We start from the raw sequence: 21400 nt of genomic DNA on the forward strand, positions 1-21400 counted from the left end.
AGGTCATTTGCGTTCAATATAATGCGAACGTGAACATAGACCGTCTGACAAGTCGATTACAGGAATAAAGGTTCGATCATGTTGAAAGTCACCAAGGCGGTATTCCCCGTGGCCGGCCTCGGCACGCGGTTCCTGCCGGCAACGAAGGCGAGCCCGAAGGAAATGCTGCCCGTCGTCGACAAGCCGCTGATCCAGTACGCGGTCGAGGAAGCGATCGCGGCGGGCATCACCGAGATGATCTTCGTCACCGGGCGCAGCAAGCGCGCGATCGAGGATCACTTCGACAAGTCGTACGAGGTCGAGGCCGAACTCGAGGCGCGCGGCAAGGAAAAGCTGCTCGAACTCGTGCGCAGCATCAAGCCGAGCCATGTCGACTGCTTCTACGTGCGCCAGCCGGAAGCGCTCGGCCTCGGCCACGCGGTGCTGTGTGCGGAAAAGCTGGTCGCCGACAACCCGTTCGCGGTGATCCTCGCGGACGACCTGCTCGACGGCAACCCGCCGGTGATGAAGCAGATGGTCGACGTGTTCGACCACTATCACAGCTCGGTGATCGGCGTCGAAGAGATCCCGCCGTCGGAGACGAAGTCGTACGGGATCGTCGACGGCAAGGAATGGGAAGAGTCGATCGTCAAGATGTCGGCGATCGTCGAGAAGCCGGCGCCGGAAGTCGCGCCGTCGAACCTCGGCGTGGTCGGCCGCTACATCCTGAAGCCGCGGATCTTCGAGCATCTGCGTGCGCTGAAGCCGGGCGCGGGCGGCGAACTGCAGCTCACCGACGCGATCCAGGCGCTGCTCGCCGACGAACAGGTGCTGGCCTACAAGTATCAGGGCACGCGCTACGACTGCGGCAGCAAGCTCGGCTACCTGAAGGCGACGGTCGAATTCGCGCTGCGCCACCCGGAAGTCGGTGCGGAGTTCGAAACGTACCTGCGCACGCGCGACGGCGGACAACCGACCGTCTGAACGCGGCAAGGGCCCGCCCCCGGCGGGCCCGCCCTCACCTCGCGGCCAGCGCTGTCAGTGCGCGTCGGCCGGCTTCACCGAGACGACGCCCGGCATGCCGCCCGCGTCGTCTTTTTTCGTCTTGACGAGCCAGCCGCTGCCGTCGCCGAACGGCACCTTCGCCAGCGCGCTCTTCACGAGCGCCGGCGCGGCCTGCTGCGTGCCCGGATCGCGGTCGCGCAGCGACGCCGACACGCGATAGACGTCGGCGCCCGATTTCGCATCGACGAAGCGCAGCGTCAGCACGTGACGGTACACGCGGCCCATGAACGGCAGCGCGAACGGCGCGGGCCCGTCGACCGTCACGCATGCGCTGCTCGCCGCGCCGCAGCCGGCGGCGCTCGCCGCGACCGCCGCCGGCTGCGTCGCATACGCGATCGACAACCGATAGCGCGCGTCCTTGAGCGGCTGCGCATCGAAGCCGCGGCGCGCGAGTTCGTCGCGCACGAGCGTCTCGATCTGCCGATACTCGGCGTCGCCCGCCTGCGCGGCCGTCCGCACGAAATCGTAGCCGTGCGCCCCCGATGCAAATGCATTCGGCTGCCCGAGCGCACTCACGCCGCTCGTCACGCCCGCGCAACCCGTCAACAGCGACGCCGCCAGCGCGGTCGCCGCCCATTGCTTTCTCATGGCTTTCCCCAAATACCTGCCGTCGCGCCCGGCCCTGTCAGGCGGACGGCTCGTCGATCGCGGGCAGCGACACCGTCACCGCGGTGCCGACACCCACTTCGCTGTCGACCGACACGCTGCCCCCATGGCGCGTGACGACCGTCTTCACGAATGCCATGCCGAGCCCGGAGCCCGAGATTTCGGGCCGCTCGCCGGCATGGAATCGCTTGAAACGCTCGAACAGATGCCGCTGATCTTCCGGCGCAATGCCGTATCCCTGATCGCGAATCGTACAGAACATCCGCTTCGATGCGTGCTCGACCGTCAGCGTACACGTGATCACCGTGTCGGACGGACTGTATTTGACCGCGTTGTTCAGCAGGTTCACGAAGGCGCGCGTGATCAGCGAGCGGTCCGCGCGCACCCAGCACATGTCGGCGCCCACGTCGGTCTCGACGCGGATGTGCTTCGCCTGCGCCTGCGGCCACACCTCGTCGCTCGCGTCGATCAGCACGTCGACGAGGCTCGTCACCTCGAGCTGGTACGCCTGCGACTCCGCGCGCGCCAGTTGCACGAACTCGTCGGCGAGCGACAGCGCGCGATGCGCATAGCGCTCGATCCGCGCGAGCAACCCGCGCATCGCGTCGCTGTCGACGCGGTCGCGCTCGATCTCGACCAGCGCGAGAATCGACGACTGCGGCGAGCGCATGTCGTGCGACAGCAGGTGCAGCGCTTCCTCGCGATGCCGTTCGGCCGCGTGCAGCTCGGTCACGTCGACGAGGCCGGCGATCCAGCCCGTCACGCGCCCTTGCGCGTTCGTACACGCCGCGTAGCGTAGCAGATGGTCGAGCCCGTCGCGATCGCGCACCTCGATACCGCGCGCCATCGCGTCGTGCTCGTCCTCGAGCGTCGGGTCGAGCGCGGCCGGCCAGCGCTCGCGGATCGCCGCGTCGTGCTCGGCGTTGCCGTCGACCGTCTTCATGAACGTCAGCTCGCCGAGCGCCGTGCGCAGCGGCCGCCCTTCCGGCAGCGGCAGCGCGAGCCGCGACCCGTAGCGTTTCGCCGCGTGGTTCGCGATCAGCACGGTGCCGGCGAGATCGGTCACGAAGATCGGCTCGGGCATGCTGTCGAGGCTGTCCCACACGAAGCGCTTCATGTCCTGCACGCGCTGCGCGGCCTGCGCCATCAGCGCCATCTGCCGCTCCAGCACGTCGCCGCCGACGCTGCGCGTACGCGGCGCCTCGGGCAGCAGGTGCGGCTCGTCGGCGAGCTTCTGCAGCTCGCGGCGCAGGTACGACATCGTCATTTCCAGCCGCCGCCAGTTCCAGATCGGGTAGACGGCGATCAGCCCGAAGATCGCGGGTGCCGGCGTCAGCCAGATGCGCGCCTCGAACAGCAGCGCCAGGCTCGCGACGACGGCGAGCGCGGCGAGGCTCAGCGTCAGCAGCAGCGCACGCCACGGCGACAACATCAGGAAGCCGCCCAGCAACACGGCGAGCGGCAGCAGCGACGCGACGAACAGCCCCAGGGGCGACGCGGGCGAGATCGCACTGCCGGTCGCCAGCATGTCGAGCACGTTCGCATGGATGTACACGCCGGCGAGCGGGCCGAATTCGCCGGACACCGGCGTCGCGAAGCGATCGTACAGCCCGGACGCCGTCACGCCGACGACGACGATCTTGCCGCGCAGCGCGTCGGGCTTCACGCGCCCTTCGAGCACGTCGTCGAACGACAGCGTCGGATACGCGGGCGTGTTGCGGCTGAACGGAATCAGGTAGCGGCCGTCGCCCGCCGCATCGCGCGACAGGTCGTGCGCGTTCGCGCCGGGCACGCCGCCGACCGGATGCAGCCGGCCGGCCTGGATCGCACGATAGACGGGCACCATCAATTGCGGCCAGCGCACGCGGCCGTCGCTTTCGAACAGCGCGACGCTGCGCACGATGCCGTCGCGATCGACTTCGAGATTGATATGGCCGAGCCCCGTCGCGCGCGCCGCGAGCGCGGCGACCGGCGGATCGACGGAACGCGTGCCGTCCGCCTGCTCGGGGCTCAGCAGCACCGGCAGGAAGGTCGGCACGCGGCTCATCGCGTCCGCGAACGCGCGATCCTCGGGCGACGGTTCGGTAAACAGCACGTCGTAGACGACGGCGGCCGGCTGCGCGCGCGCGAGCGTGTCGAGCAGCCGCGCATGCACGTCGCGCGACCACGGCCAGCGGCCGAGCGCGGACACGCTCTCGTTGTCGATGTCGACGACCACCACGTCGGGCGACAGCGGCAGGCTGCGCAGCATCAGCAGCCGGTCGTAGATCAGTCCGTCGACGCTCGACGACAGGCGGCCGAGCGCGCACGCGAGGATCACCGCGACCCCGAGGCAGCCGATCGCGATCCATTCGATCAGGAAGCGGCGGCCGAGGTGCCGCCGTGTGGAAACGGAATCGGGTTTCATGCGCCGCGGGTCAGCGCGACAACGTGAACGCGCTGACCGGACTGGTCTTCTCGTAGAACTTGCCGCCTTCGAATTCCTCGACGGTCACCGCCCAGAAATAGTCGCCCGGCGGCAGGTGCGCGACGGTGATCTGGCGCGCGTGCAGGCCGACCTGATCGACGACCGGCGCGCTCAGGTCCTTCGAGCGCGACAGCACGAACCGGTAACGCGCGTTCTTGCCCGCCCCGTTCGGCGACCAGCGGAACTCGTAACCGCCGGCGCCCGGCGACGCGCTCGCGTCGAGCCCCATCACGCGGCGTTCGAACGCATAGGTGCGCGGCAGCCCCTCGAGGCCGTTCGCATCGATCGCGGCGATCCGCACGAAGTAGTTGCCGTTCGGCACGTCGCGGAACACCGCGCGCGGCGAATCGGTGCGTGTCTCGCGGAACAGGTCCATCAGCCCCGCATCGTGCGCGAGCTGCACGCGGTACGCATGCGCTTGCTCGAGCGGCGCGATGTCGAACGCGACGTCGGGCTCGTCCTGCACCTTGTCGGGATGCTCGAGCGCGGGTGCGCCCAGCAGCGCGATCGGCGCGCCGACCGCACCCGACGACGTCGCGACGCTGCCGAAGTTCGCATGCACGAGCGTCGCGCCGGCCGGCTTGCGGCCGCCCGCGACGCCGACGGTGCCGTCGAGCACTTCGACGCGCGTCGACGCCGTGCCGGCCGCGTCGTAGTTCACGCGAAAGCGCGTGCCGCGCACGCCGGCGACGACCGACGGCGAGCGGATCTGGAAGCGGTCGTCGCGTTTCTTCAGGTGGGTGACTTCGCTGTCGACCGAGCCACGCGTGAGTTCGAACTCGCGATCGAGCGTGCCGGTCAGCACCGTGCGGCGCAGCGACTTCAGGTCGAGCTGGCTGTCGGGCGGCAGGCTCATGTGCGTGCCGTCGGTCAGCTCGATCGTCACGAAGCCGTTCGGACCGGTACGCACGCGGTCGCCTTCGGCGAGCGTCGCATCGTTCGCGAGCGGCGCGAAGGCGGCGCCGGACGCGCGCTCGGCCGTGCCCTGCACCGCGATCACGCGTGCGGTGAGCTTTTCCTTGCGCAGGCGCGCGACCGGCAGCTTCAGCGCGATGCCGGGCTGCAGGCGCTTCGGCGCCGGCACGCCGTTGATCTGCTGGAGCAGGTGCCAGTCGTCCACGCCCTGCAGGTAGCGCGCGGCGACGTCGTACAGCGTGTCGCCCGCCTGCGTGCGATAGACGACCGTCTTGCCCGCGGCGGCGGGCGGCTGCGCCGCGGCCTGCTGCGCGGCGAACGCGAATGCGACCGCGCAGGCCGCGCGCAGCGCCGCCGTGCACAGGCCCGCCGTGCGCCGCGTGATGCGCGCGGTCACTCCGGTTCCCCCTGGCCGACCCGTTCGAGCCGGTAGCCGTATCCGTAGATCGGCGCGAGACGGTAGCCGTTTTCGGGCCGCAGGCCGAGCTTGGTGCGCAGCATCGAAATGTGCGTATCCATCGTGCGCGACGGAATGTCGGTCGCCTGCTTCCATACGAGGTCGAGAATGTGCGCGCGCGACAGCGGCCGGTCGAGATGCTGGAACAGCAGCAGCGCGAGCTCGAATTCCTTTTGCGTGAGACTCACAGCCTTGTCGCCGACGTACGCCTGCTTCAGGTTCACGTCGAAACGGAACTGGTCGAACTCGCGGACGGTGGCCTCGGCATTGACCGGATACGCGCGGCGCAGCAGCGAACCGATACGTGCGCGCAGGATCGGGCCCGACACGGGCTTGACCACGTAATCGTCGGCGCCGGCGTTGAGGATCTGCGTGATTCCCGCCTCGTCGTCGCGGCTCGTCATGAAGATGATCGGCAGGCTGTGCTCGGTCTGGTTCGCCCGCACCCACTTGAGCACTTCCTCGCCGGACATGTCGGGCACGTTCCAGTCGAGCACCAGCAGGTCGAACGTCTCGCGCTGCAGGCGCTTCTTCAGGGCCTTGCCTTCCTTGAACGCATAGCACGTATGGCCGACGGCCGTCAGCGTTTGACTGACGAAATCCGTCTGGGCCGGATCGTCATCCAGTACAGCAATTCTCATAGCACCCCGCAAATCGAAGTCGACTCGTCCACTCGGCTCCCGCGCCTGCCCCGGCCGCGCCACCTGTGCGCGGCGTCCGGATACCGGCCGGCGAGCCGTCGTTCGCCGCTCGCGCCTCCTGCGCAAGCCGGCGACCCCGGCTAAATATCTCAAAAACGGGGCACGGACGAACCGGCGATTTCATCATAGTAGTATGAAATTCGCCAAGAAATTGCGCGGACTATCGCCCTTTCTTCGAATAATCCTTTCTCTTGCGCAACCGGACGCCTATTCGGCGCCCGCGATGCCGGCCACCGGCTCGGCGAAATCAACCGTCGGCATGCGCGGCGACGGCCGCTGCGGCAACGGCGGTTGCGCCAGCATGGGCTGCCCCAGCGCGGGCTGCCCCAGCATCCGCTGCAACTGGTCGCGCACGCGCTCCCACGCGCCGGCCACGTAGTCGGGCTGGCCCGCCGCCCATGCCTGCGCCAGATCGAACACGCGTTCGATCGTCGCACCGCAGTAGGTCGGGCCCGCGCCGTCGTCCCGCGCGGCGTCGCGCAGCCGTTCGTCCAGCCATTCGGCCAGCCACGGCATCTCGGCCGCGGCCGAATCCGCATAGGCCTCCAGCGCGGCACGCGCGTGGCGGTCCTGTTGCGGATCGAGCTCGATCCGGCTCAATTCCGAGGTGCGCACGGGCGCGATGCTTTCCGCTCCGGACGGACTTCGAAGGGTCCCTGGTCTGAAGGACATGTCCTCTCCCCGTTGTACGACGGTAGCGTCAGGCATGGCCCCCGAGCCCGCCGTGCGACGTACCGTGGCCGGCGCCTCCGCTGGGAGCGGACGACCGGCCGGGTCAGTATACGCAGCCGGTCGCGCAACGAGGTTTAAGAATTGTCAGAGAAGTGTGGCCGGCGCTTCCAATGGAACAGGAGCCTGGGCAAGGACACCGGGCCAGGGACAGCCGGCGAGGTGCCCGGCGCGGCGGGACACGTGATGCGCGCCTTCAGCGGCGGCGCATCAGGAATACGAAGGTCTTGTCCTGGGTCGTCGATTCGACGATCTCGTTGCCCGTCTGCTTCGCGAACGCGGCGAAATCGCGCTGCGAGCCCGGATCGGTCGCGAGCACCTTGAGGATCTGCCCGCTTTCCATATCGGCAAGCGCTTTCTTGGCACGCAGGATCGGCAACGGGCAATTGAGCCCGCGCGCGTCCACTTCCTTGTGAATCTGCATCGGCTGTCGACCTTCGAATGACGCGCCATACGTGGCGCGGGAGGAAGCGGCGATTTTACCGCAGCGCCGCCGCGCTTGCCCGGGCCGCCCACGGCCAGGCGCCCGCCGGCACCCGGCTCACGCGCCGGAGAAGCCGCCCGCGAGCCGTTCGCGCAGGTGCCGCACGAGCGCGCGCACCGCACTCGGGACGACCGGGCTGTACGGGCGGATCGCGAAAATGTGGTCGCCGAACGCGCCCGACGGCCGCCAGCCGTCGAGCAGCGCGACGAGCCGGCCGGCGTCGAGATCGCGCCGCGCGCTGAAATCGGGCAGCAGCGCGATGCCGAGCCCGCCGAGCGCGGCCTCGCGCATCGCCTCGCTGTTGTTCGCCGCGAAACTGCCGCGCACCGGCACGCTCACGCGCTCGCGGCGGCGGCCGTCCGGCTCGAAGCTCCACGCGGCCGGCTCGTGCTCGCGCAGATAGCACAGGCAGCTGTGATCGACGAGCTCGCTCGGGTGGCGCGGCGCGCCGCGCGCGTCGAGATAGTCGCGGCTCGCGACCAGCAGCGAACGCGTGTCGCACAGCTTCCACGCGACGTGGGTCTGCGGCGCGGTGGTCGTATGGCGGATCGCGAGATCGAAGCCCTCCTGCGTCAGCGAATGCAGGCGGTCCGACAGGTCGAGCTCGATCTGCACGCCCGGATGCTGGCGCAGGAAATCGGGCAGGTGCGGCACGACCTGCTGGCGCCCGAGCGCGACCGGCACCGTCAGGCGCAGCAGCCCGCGCGGCTCGCCGGCGAGGTCCTTCACGCGCGCGAAATGCTGGCCGATCGACTCGAACGCGTCGCGCGTGCTGTCGACGAGCGTCTGGCCCGCATCGGTGAGCCGCACGCTGCGCGTGGTGCGGCGCACGAGCGGCACGCCGGCCGCCTTTTCGAGATCGGCGATGCGCTGGCTCATCGCGGCCTTGCTGATGCCGAGCCGCTGCGCGGCGGCCGTGAAACTGCCGGCCGCGGCCAGCACCGTCAGCGAATGGATATGCGGCCAGAGGGCCTGGACATTTTGCTGATTCATCCAGTGATTATTCAGAATTCTGAACAGTGAATCAAGCTGCGCGGTCTTCTCCCGCCCTGCCGGTTTCCCTAGACTAGGCGCTGTTCCGCTCTCATCCCCCCAGGAGACACGCATGACCACGGTTCCCGCGTATACGTCCGACGCCGACGTCGGCCACTACATCGACGGCGCGCCCGTCGCCGGCCGCAGCGGCCGCTTCCAGGACGTGCTCAACCCGTCGCTCGGCCGCGCGGTGCGCCGCGTCGCGCTCGCCGGCAACGACGAAGTCGAGCGGGCCGTCGCGTCCGCCCACGCCGCGTTCCCGGACTGGGCCGCGACGCCGCCGATCCGCCGCGCGCGCGTGCTGCACCGCTTCCTGCAACTGATGAACGAGCACCGCGACACGCTGGCTGCGATCATCACGGCCGAGCACGGCAAGGTGTTCTCCGACGCGCAGGGCGAAGTCGCGCGCGGCATCGACATCGTCGAATTCGCGTGCGGCGTGCCGCAACTGCTGAAGGGCGACTTCACCGACCAGGTCAGCACCGGCATCGACAACTGGACGATGCGCCAGCCGCTCGGCGTCGTCGCGGGCATCACGCCGTTCAACTTCCCGTGCATGGTGCCGTGCTGGATGTTCCCGGTCGCGATCGCGACGGGCAACACGTTCGTGCTGAAGCCGAGCGAGCGCGACCCGTCGGCCGCGCTGTTCATCGCCGACCTGCTCACGCAGGCCGGCCTCCCGGCCGGCGTGTTCAACGTCGTGCAGGGCGACAAGGGCGCGGTCGATGCGCTGCTCGACCACCCGGACGTGCAGGCCGTCAGCTTCGTCGGCTCGACGCCGATCGCGGCCTACGTGCAGCAGCGCGCGGTGCAGTCGGGCAAGCGCGTGCAAGCGCTGGGCGGCGCGAAGAACCATCTCGTCGTGATGCCCGACGCGAACATCGAGCAGGCGGTCGATGCGCTGATCGGCGCCGCGTACGGCTCGGCCGGCGAGCGCTGCATGGCGATCAGCATCGCGGTACTGGTCGGCGACGTGGCCGATAGGATCGTGCCGGCGGTCGCCGAGCGCGCGCGCAAGCTGGTGATCGGCGACGGGATGTCGCCGGAAGTCGAGATGGGCCCGATCGTCACCGGCGAAGCGCTCAAGCGCATCGAAGGCTATATCGAGCAAGGCGTGAACGAAGGCGCGCAACTGGTGGTCGACGGCCGCGGGCTGCGCGTGCCGGGCCGCGAGGCCGGCTTCTTCACCGGCGGCACGCTGTTCGATCACGTCACGCCCGACATGCGGATCTACAAGGAAGAAATCTTCGGGCCGGTGCTCGGCTGCGTGCGCGTGAAGGATTTCGGCGAAGCGGTCGACCTGATCAATGCGCACGAGTTCGGCAACGGCGTGTCGTGCTTCACGAGCGACGGCGGGATCGCGCGCGAATTCGCGCGGCGCATCCAGGTCGGGATGGTCGGCATCAACGTGCCGATCCCGGTGCCGATGGCCTGGCACGGCTTCGGCGGCTGGAAGAAGAGCCTGTTCGGCGACATGCACGCGTACGGCGAGGAAGGCGTGCGCTTCTACACGCGCCAGAAGTCTGTGATGCAGCGCTGGTCGTCGAGCATCGGCAAGGGCGCCGAATTCGCGATGCCGACCGCGAAGTAAGCCGGCCGGTGGGCCGCCCGTCGATCCGTTCGGCGGGCGGCCCACCGGTAGCCGAGATCAACCGGCCTTCGTGCCGTGCGCGCCGTCGGCGGTCGGCAGGTACGACAGCTCGAGCCGGTACGCGAGCGCGACGAACAGGCTCTGCGCAAGGCCCATCGTCGCCGTCAGCGCGCGAAAGCCGAACGTCGCGCTGTCCTGCACCATCAGCGTCACTTCCGCCTCCCGCGCGAGCGGGCTCATCCGGCTGTCGGTGATCGCGATCAGCCGCGCACCGCGCTGCGCGGCCTGCTGCGCGACCTGTACCGTCTCGTCCGCGTACGGCATGAACGAGATCACGATCATCACGTCGCCTTCGCGCACCGACCGGATCTGCCCGAGATGCATGCTGCCGAGCGCGCTGAACAGCCCGATGCGCTTGTCGGTGTGCTGCAGCGCATAGTCCAGATACACGGCGATCGGAAACGCGCGCCGCGACCCGGCGATCCAGATCGTCTGCGTATCGGCGAGCAGGTCGACCGCCTGCGCGAGCGCCTGCGAGTCGAGCGTCTGCCGCAACTGCTGCATCCCGGCAATGCTGCCCTTGATGAATTCGTCGGCGATCTGTTCGGGTTGCAGGCTCGACGAACCCGATTCGATCACGTCGCGCACGCGCAGGTTGTACGCACGGCCCGGCGCGATCTGCTGCGCGAGCCCTTCGCGGAACAGCCGCTGCATCTCGGAGAACCCGGAGAAGCCGAAGTGCTTCGCGAAGCGCACGACGGCCGACGGCTGCACGCCGCAGGCTTCCGCGAGCGACTGGATGCCCTCCAGCCCAAGCTGGTCCCGATGCGTTTCCACGTGGCGCGCGATCACCTTCAGGCGATTGCTGAGGCCGTCGTACTCCTGCGTCAGGTGCTGCAGGAACGCCTCGACGGTGGCGGGAGGTTTCTCGGATGAACTCATCGGATAGCGCGAAGTTGACGGCCCCGGTGCGCGCGCGTGGCTGGCCGGCGCGGCCCGGGGCTCGACTGGATACATGCATGAAGGGCGAATTTAATCACGTTTGCGGCACGGCCCGCGCCGCCTGCTCGCTCCCACGCGCTCGATCATCGCTTGCATACGCTCCACGGCAAGACTGGGAGCGATTGTCCAACGCGCTCGCGGCGGCGTAAAGATCAGGGTGTGTACCGAGGCCGGCCGTCGCGACGAAGCGCGGCGCAGCCGGCCCGCCTCCGTTCAGCGATAGTCGACCCACACGCCGCCCGCGTCGGCCGAACGCACGCAGTTCTCGACCCAGCGCACGCCTTCGACGCCCGCGTGCACGTCCGGAATACGGATCGCCTGCACCGCCGCGGCGTCGCCGCGATCGGCCGCGTCCATCGCGAGCGCGAAGCGCGCGTAGAGATTCGACCATGCGTCGAACAGCCCTTCCGGATGCCCGGCGCCGATGCGGTCCTCGCGCAATGCGTGCGGATGCAGGTACGGCATTCCGCGATCGAGCACCTGTGCGGGCTGCCCCTGGACTTCGTAGCGCAACTGGTTCGGGTGTTCATCCCACCATTCGATGCTCGCCTTCGAACCGATCACGCGCACCTTCTGCCCGTGCATCGAGCCGGCGTTCACCGCGCTCGACCACACGTAGCCGATCGCGCCGGTGTCGTATTCCATGATCGTGAACGCGTTGTCCTCGAGCGGCGCGCGGCTCTTCACGAAACTCTGCCGCGAACACATCAGCCGCTTGATCTTCAGTTCCGGCGCCATCACCTCGGAGATATACAGCGGATGCGTGCCGATGTCGCCGAGCACGTAGCTCGGGCCCGCGAACTTCGGATCGACGCGCCAGCGCGCGGCCGCGCTCGCGGCCTCGACGCCCTCGCTGTGAAAGCCGTGCGCGAACTGCATCTGCACGATGCGGATCTCGCCGAGGTCGCCGCGCGCGATCATCTCGCGCGCCTGCTCGATCATCTGGTGTCCGGAATAACCGTACGCGACGCCGACGATCCGGTTCTTCTCGACCGACAGCCGCTGCAGCGCCTCGGCTTCCTCGGTCGTGAAGCACAGCGGCTTCTCGCAGACCACGTGCAGCCCCGCGTTCAGCGCGGCGCGGCAGATCTCGAAGTGCGTGTTGTTCGGCGTCGCGATCGATACCGCGCGGATGCCGTCCGGGCGGCGCGCCTCGGCGTCGAACATCGCCGCGTAGTCGGGATAGCAGCGCTCGGCCGCGACGCCGAGCTTCACGCCGAACTGCCGGCCGCGTTCGGGATCGATATCGAATGCGCCCGCAACCAGCTGGAAGCTGCCGTCGCGCAGCGCGGCCGACCGGTGGCTGTAGCCGATCTGGCTGCCGAGCCCGCCGCCGACCATGCCCCAGCGAATCGAATGTCCAAGCAGAATCTGTCCGTCAATCATGATGGTGGTGTTCCTGGTGCGTGTTCAGTTCAGGGTGGGCGTGATGCGGTGGATCACGCGAAGCCGGCCGACGCGAGAAACGCGCGGCTCGCGGCGACGTCGCGCAGGCTCGTGCCGGCGTTGCGCGGGTCGCGCTCCTGCTCGATCGTGATATAGCCCGCATAGCCGATATCGTCGAGCGCCTGCCGGATCGACCGGTAGTCGAGCACGCCGGTGCCGATCGGGCACATCACGCCGCGCGCGCAGGCGGCGAAGAACGCGATGTGCTCGCCCATCACGGCGTCGTACACGGCCGCGTCGATGTCCTTGAAATGCACGTAGTCGAGCCGTGCCGCATGGCGGCGCAGCCACGTTTCCGGGTCCATGCCCGAGTAATACAGGTGGCCCGTGTCGAGACAGATGCCGGCCGTGTCGGCCGGAATGTCGGCGACGATCCGGTCGATCTCGTCCGCGAACTCGATGTAGCCGCCCGCATGCGGATGGATCACCGCGCGCACGCCGAATTCGTCGCGTGCGATCGTCGCGATCTGCCGGATGTGGTCGACCATCGCCGCCCAGCTTTCGTCCGACAGCCGCGGTGCGCGCTCGCCGTGGCCCGCCGCGTAGTCGCGTTCCTCGTGGCCCCAGTCGATCACGACGAGGTACGGCGCCGCGTAGCGCTGGCCGTCCTGCGTCGGCAGCTTCGGCAGCTTCGGCAGCCGCGTGATCAGCGCGCAGATCTCGCGCGTCTGGCGCAACAGGTTCGGCAGGTTCTCCGGCGACACCAGATCGTCGAAAATCGTGCCGGCGGTGATGCTCAGGCGCTGCCGCTCGAGCTCGGCGCTCACCACGTCGAGGTCGAGCGGGATGTAGCCGTATGGCCCGAGCTCGATGCCCGAGTAGCCGGCCTGTGCGGCCTCGGCGAGCACGTGCCGCCACGGCGGCAGGTGCGGGTTCTTCACATCGTCGACACCCCAGCAGCACGGTGCGCAACCTATCTTCATCGTCATGTCGGTCAGTCCGGCAAACAGGCGGCTGCGGTTCAGCCGCGATAGAACGCAGGGCGTTCGGCCATCGCGATCGGTTCGACCGCCCCGCTCTTCTGTGCACGCACGCAGGCGTCGGCCGCGACCGCCGCCGCGTAGCCGTCCCAGGCCGACGGCCCGGTGAGCGCCTGCGCCCGCACGCCGTCGATGAACGCCTGCAGCTCGACGTCGTACGACGCGATGAAGCGCTCCTTCCAGTCGGTCATGATTTCGACCGACTGCCGCGCCGCATGCTTGAGCCCGACGGCCGGCGGATCGGGCAGCTTCGCGATGCCCTGCTCGCCCACCACCTCGCACTGGATGTCATAGCCGTACTGGCAGTTCACGAAGATCTCGACGTCGATGCGCACGCCGCTCGCGGTTTCCAGCAGCACGATCTGCGGATCGGCGAGATGGGCGGACGCGTGGCGCGTCTTCTTCGGATAAACGACCTGTGTGCTCACGTAGTCCTCGCCGAGCAGCCAGCGCAGCACGTCGAGTTCGTGGATCAGCGTGTCGGTGATCGCCATGTCGGTCGTGTAGCGCTCGCCGACCGACTGGTTACGGTGCGCGCAATGCAGCATCAGCGGTGCGCCGATCTCGCCGCTGTCGATCACGCGCTTCAGCGCGCGATAGCCTTCGTCGTACGGCCGCATGAAGCCGACCTGCACGAGCCGCTTGCCGTGCGCGACTTCGGCTTCGACGATCCGCATGCAGCCTTCGGCCGTGACGGCGAGCGGCTTCTCGCAGAACACGGGCTTGCCGTGCGCGATCGCGTCGAGCACGAACGCTTCGTGCGTCGGCCCCCACGACGTGACGAGCACGGCCTGCACGTCGGCGGCCGCGACCACCTCGTGGCCGTCGCCGTAGATCTCCGCATCGAGCCCGTACTTCGTCACCGCGTCACGCGCCTGCTGCGGATCGATGTCGTTGACGGCCACGACGCGCGCGCCGGACAGCGTGCGGGTCAGTCTGCGAATATGGTCCTGGCCGATCGCACCGCAGCCGATCACGCCGATTTGCAAGGTCATCTAGGAGTCTCCAGTCGTTCATTGGCGGTGCGGCACGCGCCGCACCGGTCAGTCATCCGTCAGCGCGCGGTGCGATCGAAATGACGATCGACGTAGCGCTGGATCGTGTCGCGCATGTAGCGCGACGACGCTTCCGCGCGGTCCTCCCACGCGAACACGCACGACGACATCACGCCGTCGAAGCCTGCCGCGCCGAGCGCGCGAAAGAACACGTCCCAGTCGATCTCGCCCTGCCCGATGTCGAGATGCTGGTGCACGCGAATCTGGTTCGAGCCGGGCGGGTTCACGATGTAGCGCAGCTGGCTGCTCTTGCGGTGGTCGAAGGTATCGGCCACGCGCACATGCGCGAGGATCGGCGCGGCCTGCGCGATCATCGCGGCCATGTCGTCGCCGTAGTAGAACGTGTGCGGTGCGATATACGACAGCTTCAGCGACGGCGAGCCGAGGTTCGTGACGATGTCGATCGCCGGCTGCAGCTGCTCGATCCAGTCCTCCGGATGCGGCTCGACCGACAGCACGATGCGTTCGCGCTCGAGGATCGGCAACAGCTCGTCCATCGACCGGAACCACGCGGCTTCGCACAGCTCCTTGGGGTTCGCACCCGGCCGTTCGCCGACCGAGCGCTCGGGCGACGCGCCGCGCCCGAACTCCGACACCATCAGCGCGCACTCCATCTCGACCGCCACCTCGATCGCCTTCTTCCAGCAGCGCACCGCCCACTGGCGCTCGTCCTCGAACGGGCTCGCCCAGCGGTACATCGGCTGCAGCGACGCGAGGCCGACGCCGCTCGCGCGCATCGCCTGCCGGAATGCGGCCATCCGCTCGCGCGTGGCGCGCGGCATCACCCACCAGTCGAGAAAGTCGCTGCGCGGCGACAGCTCGATCTGGTCGTAGCCAAGCTCGGCCACCGCGTGCGGCAGGCGGTCGAGCGGCAGGTGTCGAATCATGTAGGGGTCCAGCGCGATCTTCATCGAATCTCCTCGACGGTGACAGGTGCCGGACGCAGGCGGCGGCACGTGCCGCCCCCGCCCGGCGATGCATGACGGGTCAGCGGCGCTTCTTCTTGTTGCGGTACTGGTCGGCGATCACGGCCGCGACGATGATCGCGCCCTTCACCATCTCCTGGTAATACGCGTCGATGCGAATGAACGTGAAGCCCGACGTCATCACGCCGAGGATCAACACGCCGATCACGGTGCCCGTCACGCGGCCGAGGCCGCCCGACAGCGACGTGCCGCCGATCACGACGGCCGCGATCGCATCGAGCTCGTACATCACGCCCATGCCCGACTGGCCGGAGATCGCACGCGCGGCGGTCACGGTCCCCGCGATGCCGCTCAACAGGCCCGCGATCGCATAGACGAAGATCAGGTGCCGCGTGACGTTGATGCCCGACACGACGGCCGCATGGCGGTTCGCGCCGATCGCATAGGTGTACTTGCCGAAGCGCGTGTAGCGCAGCACGACGTGGAAGATCGCGGCGATCACGACGAAGATGATCACCGGGTTGGCGCCCGCACCGATCGCCGCGAACGGGTCGGTCAGCATCGACACCGGCATCCCGTTGGTGAACCACTTCGCGAAACCGCGCGCGGCGACCATCGTGCCGAGCGTCGCGATGAACGGCGGGATGCCCGTCATCGCGATCAGCGTGCCGTTCAGCAGGCCGACCAGCAGCCCGACGCACACGCCGGCCAGCACCGGCCAGATGATCGGCAGGTCGGTGAGGTGCGGAAACACCGCGCGCGGGAAGTCGGACACCTGCGCGAGGCTCGCCGATACGACGGCGGCCGCCGCGACGACCGACCCCGACGACAGGTCGATCCCGCTGGTGATGATCACGAGGTTCACGCCGACCGCGATGATGCCGATCACGGCCATCTGCAGCACGATGATCTCGAGCCGCTCGGCATTGAACAGGAAGCTCTGGCCGACGACGACCCAGCCGACGATCTCGAAGAACAGGCTGATGCCGACCAGCACGAGGAAGATGCTCAGTTCGGGCGGCCACTTCGCATGCCGCGACTTGAGGGTCATGGTCTGCGCATCCGCGACCGGGTTCAGGTTGCCCATTTCAGTGTCTCCAATCTTGTTTCGGCTCAGCGCGACGCGAGATCCATGATGCGGACCTGGTCGGCGTCCTTGCGATCGACGATGCCGGTCATGCGCCCTTCGTGCATCACCATCACGCGATCGCTCATCCCCAGCACTTCCGGCATTTCCGACGAGATCATCAGCACCGCGACGCCCTTGCCGGCGAGCGCGCTGACGAGCCGGTGGATCTCGGCCTTCGCGCCGACGTCGATGCCGCGCGTCGGTTCGTCGAGGATCAGGATGCGCGGTTGCGTGAGCAACCATCGACCGATCAGCACCTTCTGCTGGTTGCCGCCCGACAGGTTCTGGATTTCCTCGTGCAGCCCGGGCGACTTCACGCGCAGCATCCGGCTCATTTCCTCGCAGTCGCGCTTCAGTTGCGCGTGCTGCACGAAGTTGAACTTCACGTAGCGACGGCTGAGCACCGCCGCTTCCATGTTCGCGAGCAGGTCGAGATTCAGGAAGCAGCCGGAATCCTTGCGGTCCTCGGTGAGGAACGCCATCCCGTGCTTCATCGCCTGCGCGGGCGTCGCGATCCGCACCGGCTTGCCGTCGATGCGGATCTCGCCCGACGTGGCCGGCACGACGCCGAACAGCGCCTCCGCGACGTTCGAGCGCCCCGAGCCGACGAGGCCGGCCACGCCGAGGATCTCGCCCGCGCGCAGCTCGAAGCTCACGTCGCGGAACACGCCGTCGACGCCGAGGTTCCGCACCGACAGCACGACCTCGCCGATCGGCACCTCCTCCTTCGGGAACATCTGCGTGATCTCGCGCCCGACCATCATGCGGATGATGTCGTCGCGCGTGACGTCGCTCGACGCATGCGTGCCGATGTACTTGCCGTCGCGGAACACCGAGAACTCGTCGGCGATCTCGAACAGCTCGTTCATCTTGTGCGTGATGTAGACGATGCCCTTGCCCTGCTCGCGGAGCTGGCGAATGATCCGGAACAGGTGCGTGACTTCCTTGTCGGTCAGCGCGGAGGTCGGCTCGTCCATGATCAGCACGTCCGAGTCGAACGACACGGCCTTCGCGATCTCGACCATCTGCCGGCTCGCGACCGTCAGCGTGCGCACGTCGGTCTCCGGATCGATGTCGATCGACAGCCGCTCGAACAGCGCGGCCGTGCGGCGGCGCAGCGCCGCGTGATCGATCAGGCCGAAGCGGTTCTTCGGTTCGCGGCGAATCCAGATGTTCTCCGCGACCGTCATGTACGGCATCAGGTTGAGTTCCTGATGGATCATCGCGATGCCTCGGTCGAGCGCATCGAGCGGGCCGTTCAGCACGACCGGTTCGCCGTTGATCAGGATTTCGCCCTGGTCGGGCGTGTAGACGCCCGCGATGATCTTCATCAGCGTGGACTTGCCGGCGCCGTTCTCGCCCATCAGCGCATGCACGGTGCCGCGGCGCACGCGGAACTGCACGCCGTCGAGCGCGACGACGCCGGGAAAGGACTTGCCGACGCCGCGCACTTCGAGCACGCAGTCGGCCGTGGGCGCACCGGGCGCGGCGGACGAAGCGGCCGGTGCGCTTTCGCTGGCCGTCGAGCGCGCGATCCTGGCTGTAAACATGGACGTACCTCGAAAATCGCGCGCGAACCCGGCCGCGCCGGGCCCGCGCAGTTCAGCGGAAAAACCGGTCAGTGCTTCGCGTACTGGTTCATGTTCTCCGGCGTCACGAGTTCGAACGGCACGTTCACGTAGCGATCGACCGGCTGCTTCTTCGCCAGCTTGAGCGCCGCGGCTACCGCCTGCGCGCCCTGCCCGGTCGCGTTCTGGTAGACCGACACCTTCAGCTCGCCGGCCTTCATCGCCGCGAGCCCGTCCGGCGTCGCGTCGATGCCGGCGACGACCGTCTTCGGCGTCAGCTTGCGTGCGGCCTTCAGCGCGTTGATCGCGCCGATCGCCATTTCGTCGTTGTTCGAGATGATCGCGTCGAACTTGGTGCCGGAGCTCAGCCAGTTCATCGTGATGTCCTGGCCCTGCGTGCGGCTCCACTTGCCTTCGCGCTTGTCGACGATCTTCATGCCCGCGCAATCCTTCGTCGCGATCACGTCCTCGATGTCCTTGGTGCGGGCGCGCGCCGATTCGTTGGACAGCTCGCCCATCAGCACCAGCAGGTCGCCCTTGCCGCCGAGCAGCTTGCACACCTGGCGCGCCTGCAGCGTGCCCGACTGCTTTTCGTCGGACGCGACGACCGCGACGCCGGCCGGCAGCTTGTCGAAATCGACCGGCTTGCGGTTCACGTAGACGAGCGGGATCTTCGCGGCGGCCACCATCTTCGTGATCTTCGGCGTCGCGTCGGTATCGACCGCGTTCACGATGATCGCGTCGACCTTCTGCGCGATCATGTTCTGGACCTGGCTCAACTGCTTGCCGACGTCGTTGCCGCCGTCCTCGATCTGCACCGTCGCGCCGTCCTTCTTCGCCGAATCGGCGATGCTGTTGCGCAGGATGGTCAGGAATGTGTCGTCGAACGATGCCATCGTCACGCCGATCTTCTCGGCATGCGCGAGCGGCGCAGCCAGGATCGCGGCGGCCGCGACGGCCATCAGCTTGGTCTTCATGATCAATCTGTCTCCTCATCTCCGGGGGGCGGAAGACGGCGCGTTGCGCGCCGCCGGGCCGAGTCCGATCTGGTCCGATCGGGACTGAAGCATCCGGATGAAACTGTAGATCACTTCCTCGAAAATTTGGAAATTTATTTCTACGTGATTTCACCTAGGGAACTAGATTTCCAAAAAGTCTAGACTCCGTTCCGTAGCCCGAATCCCGGCGACAGGCCGCCTCGCGTCGTGCAGCACCTGCCGCGACAGCCGCCGCCGGATCGGTCCCCTAATCTGCCGGCAGCGCCGAACGCCGGCCGCGAGCGTGACACGTGATATGAGCCTGCTGAACTTTCCGAGTGACCGCCCCATCGATCTCGCCTGCCTCGGCCGCGTGGCCGTGGATCTCTATGCGCAGCAGTACGGCAGCCGCCTCGAGGACGCGCGCAGCTTCCAGATGTATCTCGGCGGCTCGTCCGGCAACGTCGCGTTCGGCGTCGCGCGGCTCGGGCTGAAGACCGCGATGATTTCGCGCGTCGGCGACGAGCAGATGGGCCGCTTCCTGCGCGAGACGCTCGAGCGCGAAGGCTGCGACACGAGCCAGTTGCAGACCGACCGCGAGCGCCTCACCGCGCTGGTGCTGCTCGGGCTGAAGGATCGCGATACGTTTCCGCTGCTGTTCGTGCGCGAGAACTGCGCGGACATGGCCGTGCGCGCCGACGAGATCAGCGAGGCCTTCATCGCCGGTTGCCGCGCGCTGGCGATCACCGGCACGCATCTGTCGACGCCGGGCACGCGCGAGGCGTCGCTGACCGCGTTGACGTATGCGCGCCGCCACGGCGCCGTGCGGATCCTCGACATCGACTACCGGCCGGTGCTGTGGGGGCTGACCGCGCGCGGCGCCGGCGAAAACCGCTACGTGCCCGACGCGCAGGTGACACGGCAGCTGCAGCAGGTGCTCGGCGAATTCGACCTGCTGGTCGGCACCGAGGAGGAATTCCTGATCGCGGGCGGTGTGCCGGATGATTTGATCGCGTCGTTGCAGGCGGTGCGCTCGATCACGAACGCGACGCTGGTCGTCAAGCGCGGCGCGCTCGGCTGCTGCGTGATCGAAGGCGATGTTCCCGCGCGCATCGACGATGCGCCGACCTTTCTCGGCGAGCGCGTCGACGTGCTCAATGTCCTCGGCGCGGGCGACGCGTTCCTGTCGGGGCTGCTGTCCGGGCTGCTGCGCGGGCGCGACTGGGCCGAATCGACGCGCATCGCGAACGCGTGCGGCGCGATCGTCGTGTCGCGCCACGCGTGCTCGGCCGCGATGCCGACGCCGGCCGAACTCGCGCACTGGTTCGACGGCAGCCGCAATCCGCAGGTCGACGCCGACCGCACGCTCGCGCACCTGCATCGCGTGACGGTGCCGCGCCGCGAATGGGACGACCTGTGCGTGATGGCGTTCGACCATCGCAGCCAGTTCTACGAGCTCGCGGTGCAGGCCGGCGCGGACGAAGCGCGGATCAAGACATTGAAGCGCCTGCTCGTGCGCGCGGTCGAACAGGTCGAGCGCGATCGCGGGATCGCCGGCCACGTCGGCGTGCTGATCGACGGCGGTGCGTACGGCAGCGACGCGCTCGCGTCGGCCACCGGGCGCGGCTGGTGGGTCGGCCGCCCGGTCGAGCTGCCGGGCTCGCGGCCGCTGCGGTTCGACGACACGCGTTCGGTTGGCTCGTCGCTCACGCACTGGCCGACCGAACAGGTCGTGAAGTGCCTCGTCCACTATCACCCCGACGACCACGTCGACCTGCGCGTCGAACAGGAGCAGCGCGTGCTGGAGCTGTGGGAAGCCACGCGCGCGAGCGGCAACGAGCTGCTGCTGGAAATGATTCCGCCGCGCGCGGTCACGCCGGCCGGCACCGAGGACGACGCGGTGCTGCGCACGGTCGCGCGCTTCTACAACCTCGGCGTGAAGCCCGAATGGTGGAAGCTCACGCCGCTCACCGCCGACGGCTGGGCGCGGCTCGCCGCGCTGATCGCCGAGCGCGACCCGTACTGCCGCGGCGCGGTGATCCTCGGGCTGAACCAGCCGCTGCAATACCTCGTCGACAGCTTCCGCTCGGCGACCAACCCGATCGTCAAGGGCTTCATGGTCGGGCGCACGCTGTGGGCCGATGCGTCGCTGAACTGGTTCGCGGGCCGGATCGACGACCAGGCGCTGATCGACGAAGTGGCCGGCAACTTCGCGCAACTGGTCGACGCGTGGCTGGGCCGCCGGGCCGCCGCGCGCGCCGCCGCCGCGGCCTGATGCATGTGCCCGT

At 68.3% G+C, this 21400-nt stretch carries 18 protein-coding genes; 3 read left to right on the forward strand and 15 right to left on the reverse strand.

Annotated features, from left to right (window positions below; all coding sequences use genetic code 11):
* Window positions 1–78: 78 nt before the first annotated feature.
* Entirely contained in the window at window positions 79–963 is an 885-nt protein-coding gene (gene galU / locus J8I35_RS30285; protein ID WP_050017561.1) for a UTP--glucose-1-phosphate uridylyltransferase GalU, read from the forward strand.
* A gap of 54 nt (window positions 964–1017) precedes the next feature.
* Here galU and J8I35_RS30290 read toward each other — a convergent pair whose 3' ends face one another.
* The 7 genes from J8I35_RS30290 to J8I35_RS30320 form a co-directional block, all read right to left on the reverse strand.
* Complete coding sequence (locus J8I35_RS30290) at window positions 1018–1632, reverse strand: DUF4136 domain-containing protein (RefSeq protein WP_124595271.1); 615 nt, start codon at window positions 1630–1632, stop codon at window positions 1018–1020.
* 37 nt (window positions 1633–1669) lie between these two features.
* Window positions 1670–4057: a CHASE2 domain-containing protein gene (locus tag J8I35_RS30295; protein ID WP_209928572.1), complete on the reverse strand. Its 2388-nt coding sequence runs from the start codon at window positions 4055–4057 to the stop codon at window positions 1670–1672.
* Window positions 4058–4067: 10 nt separating this feature from the next.
* Window positions 4068–5429 carry a FecR domain-containing protein gene (locus J8I35_RS30300; protein WP_209928574.1) on the reverse strand — a complete coding sequence of 454 codons (1362 nt, stop codon included), beginning with the start codon at window positions 5427–5429 and terminating at the stop codon, window positions 4068–4070.
* Window positions 5426–6130: a response regulator transcription factor gene (locus J8I35_RS30305; RefSeq protein ID WP_006490421.1), complete on the reverse strand. Its 705-nt coding sequence runs from the start codon at window positions 6128–6130 to the stop codon at window positions 5426–5428. The genes J8I35_RS30300 and J8I35_RS30305 overlap by 4 nt, the downstream gene beginning before the upstream one ends.
* Before the next feature lie 267 nt (window positions 6131–6397).
* A complete protein-coding gene (locus J8I35_RS30310) occupies window positions 6398–6862 on the reverse strand; it encodes a peptidase (RefSeq protein ID WP_209928576.1) in 465 nt (154 codons plus the stop codon).
* Between the two features lie 253 nt (window positions 6863–7115).
* Window positions 7116–7343 carry a sulfurtransferase TusA family protein gene (locus J8I35_RS30315; protein WP_006402122.1) on the reverse strand — a complete coding sequence of 76 codons (228 nt, stop codon included), beginning with the start codon at window positions 7341–7343 and terminating at the stop codon, window positions 7116–7118.
* A gap of 117 nt (window positions 7344–7460) precedes the next feature.
* Window positions 7461–8396, reverse strand: a complete 936-nt coding sequence (locus J8I35_RS30320; RefSeq protein WP_050017569.1) for a LysR family transcriptional regulator — start codon at window positions 8394–8396, stop codon at window positions 7461–7463.
* Window positions 8397–8508: 112 nt separating this feature from the next.
* Here J8I35_RS30320 and J8I35_RS30325 point away from each other — a divergent pair, with 112 nt between their 5' ends.
* Entirely contained in the window at window positions 8509–10029 is a 1521-nt protein-coding gene (locus J8I35_RS30325) for a CoA-acylating methylmalonate-semialdehyde dehydrogenase (protein ID WP_050017570.1), read from the forward strand.
* A gap of 57 nt (window positions 10030–10086) precedes the next feature.
* Here J8I35_RS30325 and J8I35_RS30330 read toward each other — a convergent pair whose 3' ends face one another.
* From J8I35_RS30330 to J8I35_RS30365, 8 genes are all read right to left on the reverse strand, one after another.
* Window positions 10087–10971, reverse strand: coding sequence for a MurR/RpiR family transcriptional regulator (locus J8I35_RS30330; RefSeq protein WP_209928577.1), 885 nt, complete (start codon window positions 10969–10971; stop codon window positions 10087–10089).
* Window positions 10972–11244: 273 nt separating this feature from the next.
* Window positions 11245–12417, reverse strand: coding sequence for a Gfo/Idh/MocA family oxidoreductase (locus tag J8I35_RS30335; RefSeq protein ID WP_209928582.1), 1173 nt, complete (start codon window positions 12415–12417; stop codon window positions 11245–11247).
* Between the two features lie 53 nt (window positions 12418–12470).
* A complete protein-coding gene (locus J8I35_RS30340) occupies window positions 12471–13406 on the reverse strand; it encodes a TIM barrel protein (RefSeq protein ID WP_209928585.1) in 936 nt (311 codons plus the stop codon).
* Window positions 13407–13438: 32 nt separating this feature from the next.
* Complete coding sequence (locus J8I35_RS30345) at window positions 13439–14452, reverse strand: Gfo/Idh/MocA family oxidoreductase (protein WP_174954527.1); 1014 nt, start codon at window positions 14450–14452, stop codon at window positions 13439–13441.
* Window positions 14453–14511: 59 nt separating this feature from the next.
* On the reverse strand, window positions 14512–15423 hold the full coding sequence (locus J8I35_RS30350) for a sugar phosphate isomerase/epimerase (RefSeq protein WP_089439844.1): 912 nt from the start codon (window positions 15421–15423) through the stop codon (window positions 14512–14514).
* A gap of 76 nt (window positions 15424–15499) precedes the next feature.
* Window positions 15500–16525 (reverse strand): ABC transporter permease, encoded by a 1026-nt coding sequence (locus tag J8I35_RS30355; RefSeq protein WP_209928587.1) that lies wholly within the window; start codon window positions 16523–16525, stop codon window positions 15500–15502.
* A gap of 26 nt (window positions 16526–16551) precedes the next feature.
* On the reverse strand, window positions 16552–18117 hold the full coding sequence (locus J8I35_RS30360; protein ID WP_209928592.1) for a sugar ABC transporter ATP-binding protein: 1566 nt from the start codon (window positions 18115–18117) through the stop codon (window positions 16552–16554).
* A 68-nt stretch (window positions 18118–18185) separates the two neighbouring features.
* Entirely contained in the window at window positions 18186–19112 is a 927-nt protein-coding gene (locus J8I35_RS30365) for a sugar ABC transporter substrate-binding protein (protein WP_124595266.1), read from the reverse strand.
* Between the two features lie 316 nt (window positions 19113–19428).
* Here J8I35_RS30365 and iolC point away from each other — a divergent pair, with 316 nt between their 5' ends.
* Window positions 19429–21387, forward strand: a complete 1959-nt coding sequence (gene iolC, locus J8I35_RS30370) for a 5-dehydro-2-deoxygluconokinase (protein ID WP_209928594.1) — start codon at window positions 19429–19431, stop codon at window positions 21385–21387.
* Window positions 21388–21400: the final 13 nt, after the last annotated feature.

It is taken from the genome of Burkholderia sp. CpTa8-5 (assembly GCF_017815045.1).
In the GTDB taxonomy this organism is placed as follows: domain Bacteria; phylum Pseudomonadota; class Gammaproteobacteria; order Burkholderiales; family Burkholderiaceae; genus Burkholderia; species Burkholderia sola.

Bases quoted from the DNA above. Each gene is read 5' to 3' on its own strand.
- J8I35_RS30315 (WP_006402122.1), bottom strand. From the start codon at position 7,343: ATGCAGATTCACAAGGAAGTGGACGCGCGCGGGCTCAATTGCCCGTTG.
- J8I35_RS30335 (WP_209928582.1), bottom strand. From the start codon at position 12,417: ATGATTGACGGACAGATTCTGCTTGGACATTCGATTCGCTGGGGCATG.
- iolC (WP_209928594.1), top strand. From the start codon at position 19,429: ATGAGCCTGCTGAACTTTCCGAGTGACCGCCCCATCGATCTCGCCTGC.
- J8I35_RS30295 (WP_209928572.1), bottom strand. From the start codon at position 4,057: ATGAAACCCGATTCCGTTTCCACACGGCGGCACCTCGGCCGCCGCTTC.
- J8I35_RS30365 (WP_124595266.1), bottom strand. From the start codon at position 19,112: ATGAAGACCAAGCTGATGGCCGTCGCGGCCGCCGCGATCCTGGCTGCG.
- J8I35_RS30320 (WP_050017569.1), bottom strand. From the start codon at position 8,396: ATGAATCAGCAAAATGTCCAGGCCCTCTGGCCGCATATCCATTCGCTG.
- J8I35_RS30325 (WP_050017570.1), top strand. From the start codon at position 8,509: ATGACCACGGTTCCCGCGTATACGTCCGACGCCGACGTCGGCCACTAC.
- J8I35_RS30360 (WP_209928592.1), bottom strand. From the start codon at position 18,117: ATGTTTACAGCCAGGATCGCGCGCTCGACGGCCAGCGAAAGCGCACCG.
- J8I35_RS30305 (WP_006490421.1), bottom strand. From the start codon at position 6,130: ATGAGAATTGCTGTACTGGATGACGATCCGGCCCAGACGGATTTCGTC.
- J8I35_RS30340 (WP_209928585.1), bottom strand. From the start codon at position 13,406: ATGACGATGAAGATAGGTTGCGCACCGTGCTGCTGGGGTGTCGACGAT.
- J8I35_RS30350 (WP_089439844.1), bottom strand. From the start codon at position 15,423: ATGAAGATCGCGCTGGACCCCTACATGATTCGACACCTGCCGCTCGAC.
- J8I35_RS30330 (WP_209928577.1), bottom strand. From the start codon at position 10,971: ATGAGTTCATCCGAGAAACCTCCCGCCACCGTCGAGGCGTTCCTGCAG.
- J8I35_RS30355 (WP_209928587.1), bottom strand. From the start codon at position 16,525: ATGGGCAACCTGAACCCGGTCGCGGATGCGCAGACCATGACCCTCAAG.
- J8I35_RS30345 (WP_174954527.1), bottom strand. From the start codon at position 14,452: ATGACCTTGCAAATCGGCGTGATCGGCTGCGGTGCGATCGGCCAGGAC.
- J8I35_RS30290 (WP_124595271.1), bottom strand. From the start codon at position 1,632: ATGAGAAAGCAATGGGCGGCGACCGCGCTGGCGGCGTCGCTGTTGACG.
- galU (WP_050017561.1), top strand. From the start codon at position 79: ATGTTGAAAGTCACCAAGGCGGTATTCCCCGTGGCCGGCCTCGGCACG.
- J8I35_RS30310 (WP_209928576.1), bottom strand. From the start codon at position 6,862: ATGTCCTTCAGACCAGGGACCCTTCGAAGTCCGTCCGGAGCGGAAAGC.